Here is a 20023-nt window from a genome sequence, read left to right as displayed (position 1 = left end):
AGCTAACAGGTTGCTCGTCGAGCAGGGGAATTAATGGCAGGTACCAACAATATAAACATCGCGATCGTTGATGATGAACCATTTTGCCTATTTGCGATAAAGGATATTTTACAACATTATCCTTATTTTTATAACAAATCCGAACAACAGCTTATTTATAGTGAAGTTTCGTTACAGGTTGCCGGTTGTGCCAGCAACGCCGCCGAGCTTATGGCATTGCTCGAGTATAATTCCAGCATTCAGATGCTGCTGCTGGATTATTCACTCACCTCTCATGACGAAGACGTGGCCGGTGCCATCGGGCAAGATGGCGCGCTGCTGATAAAACGCGTGCTTCAACAATGGCCAGCAATAAAGATTATTGTCTATACGGCGCACAAAAGTCTGGCTATTGCCCGCCTCGCGTGGCAGGCAGGCGCATGGGGTATTGTGCAAAAAAACAGTAATATTCAGGAGCTTTTTTTTGCCATCTCCTATATCGCCAGTGGCAGGAAGTTCTTCCCTATTGAACTGGCAACCCTTTCACCGCAGGAAGCCTGGGATAGGCTCTCCCCCCGAGAGACCGAGGTATTGCGCCTTTTATTGAATGGTTTCAATCAGAATGAAATTGGCGAGCGTCTTAATATCAGTTTTAAAACCGTTTCCAACACCAAAACTCGCGCGTTCAAAAAGCTGGGGCTTAATTCCAATGCCGAATTTTTCAAATATGCCCATGAGTTACCTATTTAACCTCCTATTGATTTTTCTGCTATTGTTTTTTGTCGGAGTGGGGCATGCGAGTAATAATGTAAAATTTAACGCTGAAGAACAACGCTATATCGAGTCCCACCCGCTCATTGAGTATGGCATCTTCCCCCAGTTCTATCCCATTGAAACAACTAATGGTTTTGGAGAGCATATCGGACTGACCAGGGATTATATCGATCTGATTGCCCATGCTACCGGCATGCGTTTTCAGTTGGTGCCCAGTAACAGCGGCAATGCGTCCTTTATGAATCTCAAACAGCGGCGGGTAGCGTTGCTTACCAGCACTTCCGCCGCTTTTGCCGATGAGCATGGCCTGGCCAGAAGCATGACGTTCTTTTCCACCTGGCCTGTCACGGTGACCCGTAAAACCACTCGCAGTATCACCACCGCCGATGATATTGATGAGGGTTACGTTACAATTACCGATTATCTTTCACTCATTCAGTGGTTTGGAAAACGCTTTCCCGGCGCGGACTATCGGGCACTACCGTCACCGGAGAAAACCATCCAAAGCGTGGTAAACGGGCAGGCCATTGCGGGGGTGGTGCTGTCTCCCACGGCCGCTTACTACATGAATATCGTGTATCCGGGACAGTTAAAAATGTCGCGCCCCCATATGGCGAAGATCCCGCTGGTGATGAGCGCTCGGCAGGAAGATAAGGTACTTATCGATATTATTAATAAGGTGCTGGTTTCCGTTACGCCACTCCAGCAAGGTAATATTGCCGCAAAATGGATCGTTGCAGAAAGCCAGACGTCAGCGATCGATTCGCCGCTAAGAACAGTGCTTTTTCTGATCACCTTTACCGTGCTGTTGCTGCTGGTAGTGGTGGTCTATTACAACCGACGGTTAAAAAAACAAATAGCCCAACAGGGTTCACGCAATAGTCTGGAATTATCGGTTATTTCTCATGAACTGCGCACTCCTCTGATTGGCATCCTGACGGCGAGCGAAAGTTTACTCGACAAGCTTTCTTCCTCCGCCCAACGGGAGCGCCTGGCCAATATTATTCATGTCAGCCGCGGAATGTTGGATAATCTTGATCTGTCGCTGGATTACGCCAAAATCACTGCCGGTTCGGTACAACAGCATCCGCAACCCCATCTGCTGGCAGAGCTTTGTGATACCACGGTCAGGCTCTTTACCAGCTTTGCGCAAACCCATGGCACTACGCTGCACGTGCGTTACCATTCCAAGCAGTGCTTTCTTCCGCATCTGGTTGACAGTGCGTTGCTGGGCCAGGCGCTGAATAACATCGTCAATAATGCCATCAAGCACACCCATGGCGGGATGGTGCTGATCGAATGTTCGCTTCTCCAGGTGGACGGCAAGAATATGTTCTGTATCGAAGTTACCGACACCGGTATCGGCATGCCAGAGAATGTGCTCAAACGCCTGGCGCAACCCTTTTATCAGGGCGGCGACGATCGGGCTATTGCCGAGAGACATGCTAAAGGCACCGGGCTGGGGCTGTTTGTTGCAAACAAGAATATGCAGTTGATGGGCGGACATCTGGTATTGACCAGCCAGAAGGGGGTTGGTTCTCGGGTCAAGATCGTGTTCCCCGTAATTCCTGCCCACTATGCCATTGAAAAGCCGTTGCCGGACGGGCTGCGTATAAAACTGGTGCCAGACGGTTGCGCACCTCTCAATGAGGTGCTGCCAATCATTACCCGTCTCGAAATACCCTACGGTGATAAGCCAGAAAACCCGCCGGCAACAACGCGTGAGCCGGTGCTGTCGTTACGCTTCAGTCATGGTCGGGATTTGTGGTTATTGAATAATCAGTGTGGGAGAAGCGTGGCGCTTTCACGCCCTCCTTATGCCTCGGCGTTTTATCTTGCAGTCACCGATTTATGCCATGAAGAGAGTATGGTTGACGACGTCACCATTGCCGAACCCGCCAGCGCGCCTGACGCCAGCGAGTCTGGCGCGCAGCGGCGCCTGCTGCTGGTGGAGGATGAACCATTGCTACTCGAGGTACAACAGGAGCTGTTCACCAGCATCGGATTTCAGGTGGATACTGCCACCGACGCCCAGCAGGCTTATCAGCGCTGGTTACAACACCGCCACACGATTATCGTTACGGATTGCCGACTGGACGAAAGCAATGGTTTTGAGTTGGTACGTCATTTACGCAAACTGATGCAAAAGGACACCACGCCTGCGTTGATCATCGGCCAATCCGCCGCGCTGAAAGCGGAGGACAGCCAGTTGGCGCGTGAAGTGGGTATGGATTATCTATTACAAAAACCGATTTCGCGCGAACGGTGGCAGCAGTTGATTCACGATTATTTTACCACTCAGGTGGCTACCCTTGTCTGACCCAAGTTTTATCTCCCGCTTTTACGCCAGCCTGGAGGACTATCTCCAGCAGCTGGAACAGGCTGCGTTAACCGGCGATCTGGCCGCCATGCGGAAATTGGGCCATAAAATGCTGGGGCTATGTCAATTATTTGGCACTCCAGCGCAGGTTAGCCTGTGTGAAGCGCTGGAAGCCGCAGAAACATGGGCGGTTATCAAGCCTGTGCTTATCATCCTGCGTGCGCAAATTGCCAGCGACAAAGATTCCAGCATTGGCGAACCCGCCCGTTAGCGACCTGTAGCCGTTTTCTGAGCCAGAGCGATGTCACTGGCCCGGCATCAGCTTCAATATTGGATCAGCCGGGCACAAATTGTATGCCGATGGTTTTACCGAGAGTGTTGGTTGAGCCACCCATCGCCTTCAGCCAGGGGCTATTGTCGACCTGGCGGGCCGTCATTGCTCGCATAAAGCTCGGTTTATGGCGTGTAAATCGGCTGATGCGCTATGTGCTGAGTTTTTGTCAATGGAATTTGACTTACCTCGTCGGAATAACGTTCCCAAAGGGCCATAAGGTACGGGTTAAAATAGCAATCCGGTTTTTTTGTATGGCATTTTTTTGTGAATGACATTGGCAATTTTCTGACTTGCATTAATAAATGCACTTTTTTTTACTCGTTATCCATTCCCTTTATTTAACCTGGCAGGTACCAATGCTGATGGTTAGCATTTATATGGGCTTAAAAGAAAATCTCAAAACCTGAAAGGAAATGATTAATTTATGGAAAGAGTAACTTTTTTAAAACTCATATTACTCGGTACGCTGTGCGTCAGCCAAAGCGCATTAGCTGAAGACCTGGAGCGCAAAGAAAAAGGATGGGGGCAATTTAATGTCGAATGTGGGCTTTCCCATACCTTGCCGGACGATCCCATGATGGCATTCGGCAAGCCGGGAGCCTCCATGGTGCATGAGTTCTTCGGCAATCGCCACACGGATGCTTGGACTACGGCAGATCTGCTGCTAGCCGACAAGGAAACCACCTGTACCGCCCGCGCAGATGCCTCTGCTTATTGGGCGCCTCAGCTATTGGATAGCCACAGTGGGGAGGTTATTCAACCCGTATTCATGAAGACCTATTATCGCAATACCGACACGCGCTACCCGGTCGTTCCCTTTCCCAAAGGGCTGCAATTGATGGTTGGCGAACATGTCAGTAACGGTCCGAAAAAGGGGGTGTTCTATTTCTGTCAGGGAGTGGGGTATAGCAAAGAAGTACCGAAATCCTGCCCACTTTATCAAAGCGGCACAACAGAAAAGGTGCAGTTTAATCTGGCCTTCGATTTTCCCAACTGCTGGGATGGCGTAAATCTTAAACCGCCGCATCATGGCCCACGCAATGCCGTTTACGATATCGATGGCCGCTGTCCGGCAGACTATCCGGTTAAAATACCTCAGCTTCAGTTCAATCTGGAATATAAATTGCCAGGCGTCATCCCTCTGGAGAGATTGCGGTTATCCATGAATCCGGAAATGGAAGGCGGGAAATTGACGCCACGCTGGGGGAGTCTGTATACCGCGCATGCTGACTTCTTTAACGGCTGGCCGGAAGACGTGCTCGCTTATGCGGTCGATTACTGTCTCAACCAGAATTGGGGCTGTAACAAAGCGCTACCGACATACAGCGTTGCCGCCAGCGGCGACAGCTATACCCGTGGCGGCATATATTCAGCGGAGAATTATGGACATGCGACACAGGCGTTTATCTTGAGAGGCAAGGGGCTTGCGCCTGAAGATCGGAAAACGGCCTACATTAAATTCCCGCTGCCTGAGGAAAGTGAAGCAAAACAAACGAATTATATCGATATCGCTATTAGTTTCTACGCACAAAATGCAGAAAAAAGTACGGAGCATATGCTCTATTTTTATGAGGCCGCGAGCGACTGGGATGAATACCGGCTTTCTGCCGATGAGGCGGCTAGCTGCGGAGGATCCTATATTGCCCGCGCCTGGATGTCCCATAACGGGCGGCCGATGTATCGCAATACCGAAAGCATTGCCAAGGTGATCCAAAAGGCATGGCAACGGGGGGATAAAGAGGTTGCATTCTGTGTCATGACGGATGGCAATAATATTGAAACCGTTTTGGGCACGCGCGAAAGTGGTCTGCCCGCATTTCTATTCTTTACCGGCCACCAAAAGATGACGAGCCCGGGGTTGGACCGCGCGGCGACTACTGCGGCCGGTGCAGAAAGTAACGCCGTGCCTGCGGGTGAAGCAGAAGAACAGCAGCCAGTATCCGATGAAAACCCTCACTATAGTCTCTAATGGGGGCGTAGGGGCCGATATTGCTGTGGAAAACGGCTCAACGACCGGTGGACCAAAGGTAATCCATGGCCAGCGGTGCATCAGGTGGCCGCTCGCAGAGCCTGTCGGTAAACGCACTCGTTGAAATCGACCCTATCATAATGACGCATAAGGAGAGCCTGGATGAAAGGCTCTCCTTTTTTGCTACCGGCTATCCTGTGGCAAGCCAGAATTGCTCCCTGATAGTGCTTGCGGCGCTCCGTAATTGCCCCTCTTTAGCCCGATGAACAAGAAAACCGCGGGGAACTGCCACGCGGTTTATGTTGCGTCGGGGAGGTTACAGGCACTGGGTGTGCATGTTCTTGCTGCCTTCCTCGCGCCATATGCCCCACTCGCCGCCAGCATCCGGCGCGTTGTTTTGCGTCCACCAGCCGTTGATCCAGATTTTGCCTTTATAGGTGACCTTGGTACAGGCATCGCCATAGGTGGCCGTTGGGTCCCAGGCGGGGATCGCGCCCGGTACCGGCGGCTTTTCGTCACCTTTGACGGTGAACTGGAAGCTCTGCTGCTGCGTTTTTCCTTTGGCGTCGGTGCCAATGACCACCAGAGAGAATTGGCCGGCCTTCAGGTTGTTCATAGGGATGGCGATGCTTTCAGCGCGGTCTTCCAGGGTGAGCGTGTGATAGCCTTTGACCAGGCTGTTCTGGTCAAAAATCTTGACGACCAGATCCATTTTGCCTTGAGTTGCCAGCTCGAGGTTGACCGTGGTTGCGCCGGCCACCAGGGGGTAGCTGGCTTTCAACCCGCTGGCTGTGAAGCTGGCGGTTGCTGCGGTTTCATCGTCGGCCTGCTGAATTTCGATTTCAACCCGTACAATGCCGCTGGCCGCCTGGGTGTAAAGGGTATTTTTACCGTAGATGGCATTGATAATACCTTCCGCACTTTTGCTACCGGCACGCAGGTCGTTGCGTTCGGCATTGATCTTGCTGGCTAGCGCATGAGCCCAGACCTCTTTTTTACCGGACCGATCGTCCTTAATGGTGATTTGGCTACCGCTCAAGCTCGGGCTTTCACCCGCCGCAGTAAAAACGCGCAGCTTGACACCGTCACCCGCGGCCAGATCGAGGGTTGGCAGAATGCTCCCCACCTCGATAGCCCATGCGGAGTCGATTGGCGTTTCATCGCCGGCATTTTCGTTGTCGCCTGCGTACATCACATCGATGGCATTGTGGAAGGCGTTGGCGGTATCCGCGACTTCCCATACGGCATAGACAATATGATAACCGGTACGCTCCGGCAGGACACAGTGATGTCTGACGATGGTATTGATATCGGAATGGAAACCGGTTGCGGGGACGGGCTGGTAGCCGCTGCCGTCGGCGACGCAGAAGGGAACCAGATCCAAAGACTCACGGGTCAGCGGCTGGTTGGGGTTCCAGCCCGGCTTGGTAATGTAATATTCGAACTTGGTTGCGGGGTGTGCGGCAGTAAAGGCCCAGGTGAACGTCTGTTTGCCCGCCTTGACTTGATTCTTGGTCCAGCGGTCGGCCGTTTGCAGGTTGATGTGGGTGTTTAAGCGATCGGCGCCTGCGCTCATCAACTGACCATCAATAGCGCCGGTGGTTGGGAAGCCTTTGGCAAATTCGCCGGCACTTTGTGGCTCATAGCGAATGTTACCGCAGTCACTATTGGTATTGGCGGGGCCTTTATTGCTGCACATAAAATTACGTGACTCAGGGGATTGCACATAGCCATGTGCCAGTGCACCGCCGCTGATGGAGAGAGCTACCAGGGCTAGCGTGACGTTATTTAATTTCATTACTTACGGTCCCTATGAATAATCCATGTTAAACCTGTGAGTGAATTCAGGCGTGGAATGCGTGCTGTTACCGGATATATTTCCTCTTCAGTGATTTTGCGGTACCCACTGTAAAACAATCATCTCGCTTAAGATTCGGAATCCCTATTATTGTTGCCGTTACCCTGTCGGTTAATTTTTGTTATTTATTTCTTTTTTTAAAACAGCGAGATAAGCAGTATTTTTGCAGGTGGCATGCCGACGTGGTCAGTAGGATTCAGTTTGAGTAATAAATTTCCATAAACGTCGGGCGTTGGAAGTGAAGCTTTTCCACGTTTATAAGAACAGGTGATAGCCGGATTTTGCCATAGATGGGGTAGCATCTGCCGGCTTGCCAAACCATACGGACGTCACCATAAGGAAGTCATGTTGTCTCATTATATTTCCTGGCTTTTGCCAGTTTTATTTCTGACAGGGTGTGCGCAGCCCGCGAATAAATATTCCCCGTTGGTTGCCAATCAGCAAATAAAGCAGCTCTCTGCTCTGGTAGCCGGTAGCCATTATTTACGACAGCAATGTAAAATCGAGAATATTCCCGATGAGGATCGGCTGTTGAATACCGCATTGGCCAGCGCTCAACGGCGAGGATGGGATACCCAGGCGCCGGCCTATGCGCTGTTGGCCGAACAGAGCCGGGCGCGTTATGACGAACTGATTGCTGAAGATACAGCAGAGAGCAGGCCATGCTCACGCTTGAATTTGCTGTTAATCGACTTTTTACATGCGGCTCGCAGCAGCAAAACGGCCTGATTTACCGGCCGCTGCCGTGCAGCGGCGCTCGAGGTCAAAACGCCGTTTGTGCTGCTTCATTTCTCGCCGTTCAAGGCGCGGTGGTTATGCGCACGCCTTGTTCATCAAGTAGGTGAGTCAGCAGGGCAGTGCCGTCTCGAGCGACTCTGAATTCACCGTAGCGCGCTTTTGCGAAACGCTCGGCCTGACCCTCCTCGAAGAAATAGCTCGGCGTGCCAATGTGCAGACGGTTGGCGGCAAGACGATACTTCATCAATACCTGTCCCGGTTGTAACGGCTGCTGCCGATCAAACGTGGCGGCAATGGCGTGATGCCGGGCGTCGAGCATCACCACGACTTGCCCGCTGGCGGCGGGTGCCGTGCAATTGGCCTTGCCGCGGCAGGCCTGACGACGCTGGTCAATGCTGCGTTGCAACTGACGACCCAGCGCATAGTCCAGCGCCATATAGTCTCCCTGCATCAATGAGCGCGGGTCTACCGGCGCCAGCGCCAGGATCACCACCGTGCCCTGTTTTAGCGTCTGCTGTCGTTGATAAATTGCATGATTAACGCCGGCCAGGCTCAGTAACACCACCACGGCAAACAGCCATTTCAGCAGCTTATTCATGAACATGACGGTCTCCTGACGCCGGCGGCAGCGTTTTCCTCACTACGGCCAGCAACGCCAGCAACATTAACCCGCTGACCACCAGCAACAGCGATTTTTGCAGCAAGCTAATGCCAAGAAAATAGTACCAGTCGATCAGATATAACAGCAGGAAGGCCGCGGCAGCGACCAATGACGCGCTGCGTCCCTGATAACGAGCCAGCAAAAGCAGTGCCAGCCCAAAGCCGATGCCCGGCGCAAAAACGGCGATTGAACCACAGATAACGGCGGCCGGCAGCAGAACCGGCGTGGCTGGCGCAGCGGTTTTCTGCGCCCATAACCATGCCGCCGCGATCAGGCCGATGGCGATGCCGATGCCCAGCATCAGCGGCAGGTTGGTCGGGGTGGCGTTGTGCCAGAAGATACCGTTGAAGATGTCGGCGTGAATGCTGGCAAGACACGACAGCGCCAGCCCTGCCGGTATGCCGTAGCCCAGCGAGCCGAGCATGTCGTGGCCGGCAACCGCCGGATATCGTTGTTGTCGATGCAGCAAAGACAGCCAGACGAACGTGACCGTGGCGCTTATTGCCAGTAGCAACGCCGAGCTGGCGCTGGATGACCAATGGTGCTCGGCAAGGTAGACGGTTGGCAACAGCAGGATGAGCGTTGAGGCGGCACTGGCCATAAACCGATAGCTGCGATCGGGCATTAGCCACGCCATCCCGCCCAGTACCGGCAGCAACCACAGCGCGCGGCCGATATCGGCCGGCAGCCAGCGTGTTTCATCCAACAAGTAAATGCCGACAGATAAACCGCAGCTGGCGGCGATGGCCCACGCCAGGCCGATCTGCCGTATGCCGATACCGGGTTTGCGTAACAGCACGGCGGCGGGAATGGCAATAAACAGCGAAAACAGCATCAGCGATCCGCCATCCAGCGAATCCAGCAAGCCACTGACGTAAAGCAGCAGCGCCAATAGTAATAATATGATCATTGCCGCTAGCCAGCCGCTGATGGCCAGCGCGATGTGCAGGTACCACGGTAGCCCGCCTGGCGGATTGCAGTGCATCAGCTGTTCGCTCTGGGCCGTGGTCAGCCATTGCCGCTGACGCAACTGCGCCAATAGCTCGAGCCACTGGTGGTGCGTTACGCCCGATATGGCGGATTGCGCCAGCGTACGCCGCCAACGCAGCAACAGCGCTCCGCAGGCCAGCAGCCACAGCGTCATCAATGCGCACATCGCGAAGAGCGGCCCTACCTCCCATGAACGACCTGCCACGCGATAAATCAACGCACAGCCGACCAGCATAATGCTGGTTACGCCCAGCGTCAGCATGCAGAGATCGGCAGCGCGCTGGCGATAATAGGCATATCCTCCCAGCAGTAGCAGCCCCCACAGCGCCATCGTCACCGCGCCTGAGGCGACGAAGCGCCAGTCGGAAATCACCTCAATCAATCGCAGCGTCAGCATCAGCAATACATATCCTGCCATCATCCACGATGGCCATCGGCGCGCTAGCCAGGAGGACGGTGCCGCACGTGCCGCTAACGCTTCACGTACTATCAGGCATAGCGTTTGCACCAGCAGATAACCGAGCAGCACGCTGTCGCCGTTGGCCCACCATAGTGGGTCCACGACATTCGCCGTCCAACTGGCGTAGTACAGCTGGAATGCCAGACTGGCTACCGCCCAGGTGCTGAGCCACAGGCCATTCTGGCGACCAATCAACGCCAGCGGCAACAGCACGCACGCCCAGCTGAAGAACAGTTGCCAAGCGTCGGCACCGGTTTGATAAACCTGTCCGTACAGCGCGAATAAACCACCGAAGCTCAATCCCAACGCCAGGAGCGCCGTGCGCGCCACGGCATCGTACCATCGTTGCCAAACTATCGTCGCCAGCGCCAGGATCAGCAGTTCAACCAGCGCGAATCTGACGAATACCGACATGGCCTGCCAGTTGCCGGCGATGAAAAACACGCTGCCAGCCACCAGCGCCAGCAAGCCCAATACCGTCAGTGCCAGGGTAAGAAAGTTACGCCAGCCGGCAAGATCGGGCCGTACGTTACAATAAGCAAGAATGTGCTGATAGTTGCCGGCAGACAGCCGGGCGCTGGCCGGCGAGGTTGTCAGCAATGCCGGCAGGTTACGACACAGCTGTTGTGCAGCCATGGTCGGCATGACTCGATGATGATGCGACGGGGCCATATAGACTTCCTTGCCGAGATAACGTTAAGCCTGGAGTAGCTCAGTGATACCTTTTATCGTAACACGGCATGGGCTAAAAACGTCGGTAGCGGCGTATCCTTATGCTGTCGGTAGCGACCGTGACGATGCCGTTATTGATGCGAGAAACGCCACATTTTAGCCGGTATTGGTGGCCAACGATCGAATAGCGCTAGCAGGTTAAGCGTTCTTTATCAGAACCCGCTGTCACTTCCAGGACAAAAACGGTGACGCCTATGAAAGCGCCTGCTTCCATCCGTCAGGGGGCTGAATTCCCAGTAAATAGCTCATCGCGTAAGCGCAAAAACACGCCATCCTCACATAAATGGATACTGTGATTCATTATAATCAAAACCGTGTTTTATAAAAATAGAGAAGTTGATCGCTGCCATCTTTTCGTCACTGCCACTCGGTACGGCGTGCTGGCAAAAATGGCAAGGTTTTGCTGCGATCATCTCCCTATTTTACCAACAGGCTCCGTAGCACCACGGGAAGTTTTCCGTCATGTGGCAATGAGGATGGCAGCAATGAACACTCGCCAGATAGGGTTGAAAAATTATCTTGCCTACGGCTCGGGGGATTTTCTGGGAGCGGGCACCACCGCGCTGACTGCGGCCTGGCTGCTGTACTTTTACACCACCTTTTGCGGGCTCAGTCCGATAGAGGCAACGTTTATTTTCGCCATGGCTAGAGTGCTGGATGCGCTGGTCAGCCCGTTGATGGGTTACCTGACCGACCATTTTGGCTCGACCTGGCTCGGTCGGCGCTTTGGTCGCCGCAAATTCTTCATTCTGCTCGGCATACCGCTGGTATTCAGTTATAGCCTGATGTGGGTTGGCGATATGAGTTATGGCTATTATCTGCTGACCTACCTGTTTTTTGACGTGGTGTATACCTCGATTCTGGTGCCTTACGAAACGCTGGTGCCGGAAATGACCGATGATTTCAAACAGAAAACCAAGTTCTCCGGCGCGCGCATTGCGTTGGCGCAGCTTTCCGCCATCCTGGCCGCGTTTCTGCCGGGTATGCTGCTGAGCTACTTTGGTAAAGACAATCCGATCTCGTTCTTCTATGCCGGCCTGGTGTTTTCAGCGATCTGTGCGCTGGTATTGACGCTGGTCTACTGTTTTACCTGGGAGCGGCCGCCAGAGAAGAAGTCCGCTGCGGCGCTGGAAGCCGAGCGGCAGAAACTGACGCTGTGGCAGAGCCTGCGTCGACTGGGGATCGAACTGAGCTCCACTTTGCGCATTCGCATCTTTCGTCAGCATCTCGGCATGTATCTTGGCGGCTATATCGCCCAGGACGTGTTCAACGCGGTGTTTACCTATTACGTGGTGTTTGTGCTGATGCAAAGCGCTTCGGTGGCCTCCAATCTGATGGGCACCATGGCCATCATGCAGTTTATTGCCGTAATTGCCATGATCCCACTGTGCATTCGCTTTGGCCCGGCGCCCAGCTACCGCATGGTGGTGATACTGTTCGGCCTGAGCGCCCTGTCGTATGCGCTGTTGTACTATGCCAATCTCAACGATGTGTTCTCGCTGTTGCTGCTGGTGTCGGCGCTCGCCGGTCTCGGGCGCGGCGGCATCAACTACGTACCGTGGAATATTTATACCTACATCGCCGACGTTGACGAAGCGATCACCGGACAGCGCCGTGAGGGCATTTTTGCCGGCATCATGACGCTGTCGCGCAAGGCGTCCCAGGCCGGGGCGGTGATGCTGGTTGGTATCATGCTGCAATATTCCGGCTTTGTTTCCGGCAGTAGCGTCCAGCGGCCGGAAGTGAGCCACACCATTTTAATGGTGCTGTGTTTTGGTACCGTGCTGGTATTGAGCATCGGTTTCCTGATCTCCCTGCGTTTCACACTGAATCTGGACACCCACCGGGTGTTACGCGAGGAAACGGTAAAAATGCGTCTTGCCGGCGGCGTGGTACCGGAAAACATTCGCCCGCAGGCGCGAGAGATTATCGAGACGCTGGCGGGGATGCCTTACGAGTCGCTGTGGGGCAACAACAACATCGGCTATCTCAACCGCAACAAGCCGGCTGCCGCAGCGCTGCCGCCACGGCCCACCGCGCGTGGCATCACCGGCTTGACTCACTACAAGTAATGATGATTTTTGAGGATTACGTTATGTTGGTCTATCCCGTAAAACACAGTCCGTTATTGCGTCAGCCGGAGCGTTTCATCAGCCGTGATACGTTGCATGCGCTGATCGGTCGTCTGGTGGATAATCTGGTGAACATCACCGATGTGGATGGCGAATTCCTGCTGCGGCTGGATGACGGCCGGGTAATTGATACCAAGGGCTGGGCCGGGTGGGAGTGGACTCACGGCGTTGGTCTGTATGGTATCCTCCAGTACTATCAACAGACCGGCGACGATAAAATGCGTGCCATTATTGACGACTGGTTCAGCGCGCGCTTTGCCGAAGGGACGCCGACCAAAAATGTCAATACCGTCTGTCCGCTCCTGACCTTGGCTTACCGCTACGAAGAAACCGGTGATTCGCGCTGGTTACCGTATCTGGAGCGCTGGGCCGAATGGGCTATGTACGAAATGCCACGCACCGAGCGCGGCGGCATGCAGCATGTGACGCTGGCAGAGGAAAATCATCAACAGCTGTGGGACGACACGCTGATGATGACGGTGTTGCCGCTGGCCAAAATCGGCCGCTTGCTGAACCGCCCGGCATATATCGAAGAGGCGAAATATCAGTTTCTGATCCACACCCAGCATCTGATGGAGCGTGAAACCGGGCTGTGGTTCCATGGCTGGACCTTCGACGGTAAACACAACTTCGCCAAGGCGCGCTGGGCTCGCGGCAACAGCTGGCTGACCATCGTCATCCCCGAGTTCCTCGAACTGCTGGATTTGCCGGAACATGACGCGACGCGTCGCTTCCTGCAGCAGGTATTGCAGGATCAGGTGGCGGCGCTGGCCAGCTGTCAGCATGACAGCGGCTTATGGCATACGCTGCTGGACGATCCGCATTCGTATCTGGAAGCTTCGGCCACCGCCGGCTTCGCGTTCGGCATGCTGAAGGCGGTGCGCAAACGCTACATTGGCGAGCAGTATGCCGAGATAGCGGCCAAGGCGGTAAAAGGCGTCATTGAGCAGATCAATGGTGAGGGGGAATTGTTGCAGGTGTCGTTCGGCACCGCAATGGGCAAGGATCTGGCCTATTATCGCCAGGTACCGCTGACCTCGATGCCTTACGGCCAGGCGATGGCGATCCTGTGCCTGAGTGAATATCTGCGCGTTTATCTGTAACCGCCACTGCTAGAACCGCGTGCGCTGACCGGCGCGCGTGGGTTTATCCAGCGCTTCCAATTCTGTGATCGTTCTCATCCGCATCTGCTGAATTTTGCCAGCGTCATTTATCTCCCGGCACTCAACCGAAGGTCAGCGTTGCCCAGACTTTCTAGACTCGCGTTTCATCTGCGGCCCTATCGTTCCGACCAGCGCCGCGCGACAAAAGAAAGAGGAGCGCAGGATGAATAACGCGATTTGGTTGGGAATACTCTGGCATCTGGTTGGCGCGGCCAGCGCCGCATGTTTTTACGCGCCGTTCAAACAGGTCAAACGCTGGTCCTGGGAAACCATGTGGTCGATCGGCGGGCTGGTGTCCTGGCTGATCCTGCCGTGGAGCATCAGCTATTGGCTGCTGCCGGATTTTTGGCACTATTACGGCTCCTTTAGCGCGGCGACGCTGTTGCCGGTATTTCTGTTTGGCGCCATGTGGGGGATCGGCAACGTCAATTACGGTCTGACGATGCGCTATCTCGGCATGTCGATGGGCATTGGCATCGCCATTGGCATTACGCTGATCGTCGGTACCCTGATGACGCCGCTGTTGCAGGGGCGTTTCATACAGCTGTTCGGTACCCCTGGAGGGCTGCTGACATTGCTGGGGGTGCTGGTGGCGTTAATTGGCGTCAGCGTGGTCAGCTATGCCGGTCTGTTGAAAGAGCGGGCGCTAGGCATACGCGCCGAAGAGTTCAACCTGAAGAAAGGCCTGGTGCTGGCGGTGATGTGCGGTATTTTCTCTGCCGGCATGTCGTTCGCCATGGACGCCGCCAAGCCGATGCATCACGCCGCGGCGGCGGTCGGCATCAGCCCGTTATATGTGGCACTGCCGAGCTACGTGGTCATCATGGGCGGCGGGGCGGTGATCAACCTCGGTTATTGCCTGGTGCGCCTGGCGTGCAAAAAGGAGCTGTCGCTGCGGGCTGATTTCTCGCTGGCCAAACCGTTGCTGCTGGCCAATCTGCTACTTTCGGCCCTGGGCGGCCTGATGTGGTATCTGCAATTCTTTTTTTACGCCTGGGGACACGCGCGCATTCCAGCCCAATATGACTATATGAGCTGGATGCTGCATATGAGTTTCTATGTGCTGTGCGGCGGTATTGTCGGCCTGCTGCTGCAAGAGTGGCGCGCCGCCGGCAGCAAACCGTTGCGAGTGCTGGTACTGGGGGGATTGATCATCATTCTGGCCGCCAATATCGTCGGGTTGGGTATGGCGTACTGAAGCGAGCGCAGCATGACGAGTTACCTTGGGCAGACGCCGGCGGCGATAAACTGCTGGCGATATTCCCTTGGGGTCATACCGGCTTCGCGGGCGAACACCACCGAAAAGTAATTACTGTCTTCAAAACCGCAGCGCGCGGCCACTTCGCCGATCAGGTAATCGCTGCGTCGTAGCAGGCGCTTGGCCTGACACAACCGTAGCTGACGCAGATAGTGGCTGATGGTCATGCCGGTTTGCTGGCGAAACAGCAGCTTCAAAGCCCGTTCGGCCAACTGGTGCCGTGCGCAAAATGCCGCCAGGTCGAAATGATCCTCAATGCCATTTTGCAGCGCCGCCATCAGTAAATCCAGCTGCTCGCCATCCGGCAACAGATGGGCGTCGTCGACCGCATAGCGATAACGTTTCAGGACGATGGCCAGTTGCAGCAACAGCGCTTCGGTGAGCTGAATCGACAGCGTATCGGTTTTGCGGCTCTCCTGCGAAAGCTGGGCGACGATCGGCCGCGCCAGGTTCATGCCCTGGGTGGTCAGCCGCCAGTAGCGTTCATTTTGCGGGTCGAACGGTGGCAGCAGGTGATCCCACTGTGCGCCGAAGCGCAGCCGTTCCGGGCAATAGATAATATTATCCAGCACCAGATCGTTCACCGATTCATAACTGTGGCAGTCGCTGGCCTGAATGTAAAAGATGTCACCGCAGGTAATGCGATAGGGGTGATCGTTCAGCACGTGCAGGCCGTTGCCGCGCCAGACAATGACCACTTCATAGAACTGATGGGTGTGCGGCGCGAACCCTTGCTGCGGGTAACGTTCCGCCACCGCCACCGGCATTTGCGGCGATATCAGATAATCACGGCTTTCTAGCAGCAGTGGTCGCATGATCGGCGTTCTCACCATCGAAAGGGGGGGAACATTATTACTTGAAATCGCAGGCAATAGGTTGATGAGCGACGTATTTTTTAATTTTCACCGCTGACCGCGCAAGGTGCGGGGCGGGCAGGAAAATTCGCGTTTGAACAGGGTGGAAAAATGATTGCTGTCACCAAACCCGCAGCAAAACGCAATATCGGTGACGCTGGTGTCGCTATGGCATAGCAGATGACGCGCCTGCAACAGGCGTAAATGCGTCAGGTAGCGCTGGGGCGTCATGTTGGTGTGATTCTTGAGCTGGCGGTGCAAGGTGCGTAACGGAATACCGAAGCGCTCCGCCAGTTCACTCCAGTCAATCGGCTCGGCGTAGTGTGTCTGGAGCCAATCGAGCAACCGGTGCAGACGCCCTTGCTGATCGTCGCCGCGTGCCGCCATGCACCCTTGACGCAATTGCACCAACAGTTGCATGAACAGGCTTTCATGCAGGGCGATCTCTTCGTTGCACTCTTGCTGTGGGGGCACCGTCAGGCGGTTGATCAATGGCTTGATCTGTTGCAATACCTGTTGGCCGATGCGCCAGTGCGCCGGGTAGACGCCATTGCATTCCCGCGGCAGGAAATGTTCCACGCCGGATAAAAATCGAAAGGCGTCAGGCGCGCGGAACAGCACGTTAGTCAGGAATAAACCGTTGGTATGCTCAAACAGATGGCGATCATGATCGCGGACAAAGCACACGCTGCCGCTGTTGAGCGTATACGGGTGCCCATTGAAAACGTGCACGCCGGCGCCTTGCTCAACGATGACGATTTCATAAAATTCATGGTGATGCTCTGGAAACGCCGGTTGGGGTGCGCGCGGTTCAATTGCCACCGGCTGATAGCCGGAAGGGAAAAAATCACGGCTGTGCAAAAGCGTCATCTTGCCCTCCTGAATAAAAACGTGCAGCACAATTGCCGCACGATGTTACCCAGCGAGTGTATGAGATGCCTCGCACAAGAACCTTAAAGTTTTGACCGGAAATGACGCTTAGGCGGTCGCTTTTTCAAGAAGGTTACAGGAATGTTTAAAAATGTGTGCAAGGTCACAGCCGCTTAATGCCAGAAGCGGATTGTCGACCAGGGGAAACAGCTAAAAATGCAGCGACCAGTGTTCCAATCTATTGTTATTAGTAATAACTTGTCGCATCTTCGTTCCAGCTGGTACAAAATATTTCCAACGTGATCGGGACTGTAGAATAAACTCATGCAGAAAAAAATGGTGGTGGCTTCGGCCTTGGTGTTACCGGTTATCTTGACGACCACAGGGCACGCGGCACAGAGTTCGTCAGAGCAGGAAAGCACGCTGGTGGTTTCAGCCAAGCGTGACGGGCTGTCCGAACTGAGTACGCCGGCAGCGGTCAGCGTGGTTAATGGCGAGCAGATGCGCGATGCCCGGCCGCAAATCAACCTGTCGGAAAGCCTGGGTAGCGTGCCGGGCCTGCAGATACAAAATCGCCAGAACTACGCACAGGATCTGCAACTGTCGATACGCGGTTTTGGCGCCCGTTCCACCTATGGCGTACGCGGCGTGCGGATTTATGTCGACGGTATCCCGGCCACCATGCCTGATGGGCAGGGGCAAACGTCGAACATCGATCTCAACTCGGTCGACAAGGTTGAAGTGCTGCGCGGGCCGTTTTCCGCGCTGTACGGCAACGCTTCCGGCGGCATGCTGAACGTCGAAACGCAAACCGGCCGCCAGCCAAACCGGGTAGAAAGCGGCATGTACACCGGTAGCGACGGCACCTGGCGTTATGGTGTCAAGGCTACCGGCGCCACCGGTGACGGTAGCCAGGCCGGCGATGTGAATTACGCCGTTTCCGGGACCCGCTTCACCACCCAGGGCTATCGCGATCATAGCGGGGCTCGCAAAAACCTCGGCAATGCCAAGCTGGGGGTGCGCATCGACGATGCCAGCACCTTGACGCTGCTGTTCAACAGCGTCGACCTCCAGGCCAACGATCCCGGTGGTCTTACCGCCGCCGAATGGCATGAAAACCCACGCCAGGCGCCGCGTGCCGAACAGTACAATACGCGAAAAACCCTGTCGCAGACGCAGGCCGGGTTGCATTATCAGCGACAGATCGGCGCCGATGACGATCTCAGCGTGATGATGTATGCCGGCGAGCGCGAAACCACACAATATCAATCGATTCCGCTGGCGGTGCAGCAACGCAGCCCCCAGCACCCAGGCGGGGTGATCGAACTGGCACGGCATTATCAGGGTATCGATACGCGCTGGACGCATCGTGGTCAGATTTCCGCAGTGCCTTATAGCCTGACCGGCGGCTTGAACTATGAAACCATGAGTGAAAACCGCAAAGGCTATGAAAACTTCAGTATGGTCAATGGGGTAACCGAATTGGGGACCAAGGGGAATTTGCGGCGTGATGAACGCAACCTGATGTGGAATCTGGATCCCTATCTGCAAACCTCATGGCAATTGACGCCGCGCCTGACGCTGGACGCCGGCGTGCGTTTCAGCAGCGTCAATTTTGACTCCAATGACCATTACATTACTGCCGGCAATGGCGATGACAGCGGCAGCGCACGCTACCACCAGTGGTTGCCGGCCGGCTCGCTGCGTTACACGCTGACGGATGGCTGGAATGCCTATGTGTCCGCCGGTCGCGGCTTCGAAACGCCAACCATCAATGAACTGTCTTATCGCCCGGATGGTGAGCCGGGGATGAATTTCGGCTTGAAACCGGCAACCAGCGACTCGATAGAGCTTGGCAGTAAAGCCCGCATTGGCAATGGCTTGTTGAGCGCAGCGCTGTTCCAGACCGACACCAAAAACGAGATAGTCGTGGCCGAAAGCAGTAACGGACGCAGCAGCTATAAAAATGCCGGGCAGACGCGGCGCCGTGGGCTTGAACTGGCGCTCGACCAACAGTTTGGCGACGCCTGGCAGTTAAAAATGGCCTGGACGCTGCTGGATGCGCGCTATCGCAATCCGATATGTGGCGATGCGCAGTGTTCCGGCGATAAAACCATCCCCGATGGCAATCGTATGCCGGGCATTGCACGTAACATGGGCTATGCGTCGCTGGGCTGGGCACCGCCGGAAGGTTGGTACGCCGGGGCAGAAGTGCGCTACATGAGCGATATTCAGGTCAACGATCAAAACAGCGAGCAGGCGCCGTCGTATACCACGGTTGGCGTGAATACCGGCTACCGCTATCCGCTGGGCAACTGGATGTTTAACCTATTTGGTCGGGTGGACAACCTGTTTGATCGCGAGTATGTCGGCTCGGTTATCGTTAATGAAGGCAATGGCCGTTATTACGAACCGGCACCGGGTAGAAATTGGGGCGCAGGGCTCAGCGTTGCCTATAGCTTTGAATAACAGCCATTGTCAGCGCTGCCGGTGAGATCAATTAAGCCAGGCGGGGGTACCCCGCCTTTGGTTGCACATAATTTAGCCGATATATAAAAATGTCATCTGGCCTTTTTAAAGCTAATTGATTGAAAAAAATTGAAAAATAAAATTTTGTTGTTAACGTTGATGCGCGTGATATAGTGCAATTACGCCGCTGAGAAACAATGTAGATTAGAAATATTTACATTTTAGTAACGCGCTAGGTTTAAATGTCATTATACTGTAATCATCTGGCGGTAGTTTTACACGGTGCACAGCTGAAGCTGTAAATAACACTGCGGGGATCGCTAATGGTAAAGTCCTTGTTTGGGCGAATGGTAAAAAATAATCTCACCCCCCTGATTTCTCGTTGTAACGAGGGTTCTCTCTCCGACTCTCAATTTCTCGCAGTTAGTCACCTTTTCCTTCAGCGTTTTCGTTACTACTCCG

General features: G+C 54.6%; 14 protein-coding genes. 9 read left to right on the top strand and 5 right to left on the bottom strand.

The annotated features are described in order from the left end of the window. The first annotated feature begins 33 nt into the window (after positions 1-33). The 4 genes from NYE85_RS18540 to NYE85_RS18525 all read left to right on the top strand — a co-directional run bounded on the left by NYE85_RS18540 (position 34) and on the right by NYE85_RS18525 (position 5376). On the top strand, positions 34-729 hold the full coding sequence (locus tag NYE85_RS18540) for a response regulator transcription factor (RefSeq protein ID WP_259006166.1): 696 nt from the start codon (positions 34-36) through the stop codon (positions 727-729). Next, entirely contained in the window at positions 689-3073 is a 2385-nt protein-coding gene (locus tag NYE85_RS18535; protein ID WP_309600879.1) for an ATP-binding protein, read from the top strand. The genes NYE85_RS18540 and NYE85_RS18535 overlap by 41 nt, the downstream gene beginning before the upstream one ends. Further along, a complete protein-coding gene (locus tag NYE85_RS18530) occupies positions 3066-3344 on the top strand; it encodes an Hpt domain-containing protein (protein ID WP_259006165.1) in 279 nt (92 codons plus the stop codon). Before NYE85_RS18535 ends, NYE85_RS18530 begins: the two co-directional genes overlap by 8 nt. Before the next feature lie 487 nt (positions 3345-3831). After that, positions 3832-5376 (top strand): DUF1996 domain-containing protein, encoded by a 1545-nt coding sequence (locus NYE85_RS18525; protein WP_259006164.1) that lies wholly within the window; start codon positions 3832-3834, stop codon positions 5374-5376. Positions 5377-5692: 316 nt separating this feature from the next. Here the strand turns inward: NYE85_RS18525 and NYE85_RS18520 are convergent, their stop codons facing one another. After that, the gene (locus NYE85_RS18520; RefSeq protein WP_259006163.1) at positions 5693-7174 is read right to left on the bottom strand and encodes a lytic polysaccharide monooxygenase; all 1482 of its coding nucleotides are present in this window, start codon (positions 7172-7174) and stop codon (positions 5693-5695) included. A 405-nt stretch (positions 7175-7579) separates the two neighbouring features. On the opposite strand from NYE85_RS18520, the gene gspS reads away from it, so the two are divergent. Next, positions 7580-7963 (top strand): type II secretion system pilot lipoprotein GspS, encoded by a 384-nt coding sequence (gene gspS / locus NYE85_RS18515; protein WP_259006374.1) that lies wholly within the window; start codon positions 7580-7582, stop codon positions 7961-7963. Between the two features lie 70 nt (positions 7964-8033). On the opposite strand, the gene NYE85_RS18510 is transcribed toward gspS, so the two are convergent. Together NYE85_RS18510 and NYE85_RS18505 are read right to left on the bottom strand one after the other, a co-directional pair. After that, positions 8034-8576 (bottom strand): GDYXXLXY domain-containing protein, encoded by a 543-nt coding sequence (locus NYE85_RS18510; protein ID WP_259006162.1) that lies wholly within the window; start codon positions 8574-8576, stop codon positions 8034-8036. Next, the gene (locus tag NYE85_RS18505; RefSeq protein WP_259006161.1) at positions 8563-10755 is read right to left on the bottom strand and encodes a DUF4401 domain-containing protein; all 2193 of its coding nucleotides are present in this window, start codon (positions 10753-10755) and stop codon (positions 8563-8565) included. The genes NYE85_RS18510 and NYE85_RS18505 overlap by 14 nt, the downstream gene beginning before the upstream one ends. A gap of 545 nt (positions 10756-11300) precedes the next feature. On the opposite strand from NYE85_RS18505, the gene NYE85_RS18500 reads away from it, so the two are divergent. The 3 genes from NYE85_RS18500 to rhaT all read left to right on the top strand — a co-directional run bounded on the left by NYE85_RS18500 (position 11301) and on the right by rhaT (position 15308). Continuing rightward, the gene (locus NYE85_RS18500; protein WP_259006160.1) at positions 11301-12887 is read left to right on the top strand and encodes an MFS transporter; all 1587 of its coding nucleotides are present in this window, start codon (positions 11301-11303) and stop codon (positions 12885-12887) included. A 23-nt stretch (positions 12888-12910) separates the two neighbouring features. Continuing rightward, positions 12911-14050 (top strand): glycoside hydrolase family 105 protein, encoded by a 1140-nt coding sequence (locus NYE85_RS18495; protein ID WP_259006159.1) that lies wholly within the window; start codon positions 12911-12913, stop codon positions 14048-14050. 223 nt (positions 14051-14273) lie between these two features. After that, a complete protein-coding gene (gene rhaT / locus NYE85_RS18490) occupies positions 14274-15308 on the top strand; it encodes an L-rhamnose/proton symporter RhaT (RefSeq protein WP_259006158.1) in 1035 nt (344 codons plus the stop codon). A gap of 20 nt (positions 15309-15328) precedes the next feature. Here the strand turns inward: rhaT and rhaR are convergent, their stop codons facing one another. Further along, positions 15329-16186, bottom strand: a complete 858-nt coding sequence (gene rhaR / locus NYE85_RS18485) for an HTH-type transcriptional activator RhaR (RefSeq protein ID WP_259006373.1) — start codon at positions 16184-16186, stop codon at positions 15329-15331. 84 nt (positions 16187-16270) lie between these two features. Then, entirely contained in the window at positions 16271-17092 is an 822-nt protein-coding gene (rhaS, locus tag NYE85_RS18480) for an HTH-type transcriptional activator RhaS (protein WP_259006157.1), read from the bottom strand. A gap of 324 nt (positions 17093-17416) precedes the next feature. On the opposite strand from rhaS, the gene pqqU reads away from it, so the two are divergent. Then, positions 17417-19561: a TonB-dependent receptor PqqU gene (gene pqqU, locus NYE85_RS18475; RefSeq protein ID WP_259006156.1), complete on the top strand. Its 2145-nt coding sequence runs from the start codon at positions 17417-17419 to the stop codon at positions 19559-19561. Positions 19562-20023 lie beyond the last annotated feature (462 nt).

Source organism: Serratia sp. AKBS12 (genome assembly GCF_024793895.1).
In the GTDB taxonomy this organism is placed as follows: Bacteria; Pseudomonadota; Gammaproteobacteria; order Enterobacterales; family Enterobacteriaceae; genus Serratia_F.
Note: the sequence above shows the minus strand (reverse complement) of the source record. Positions and strands in the feature narration are given on the sequence as shown.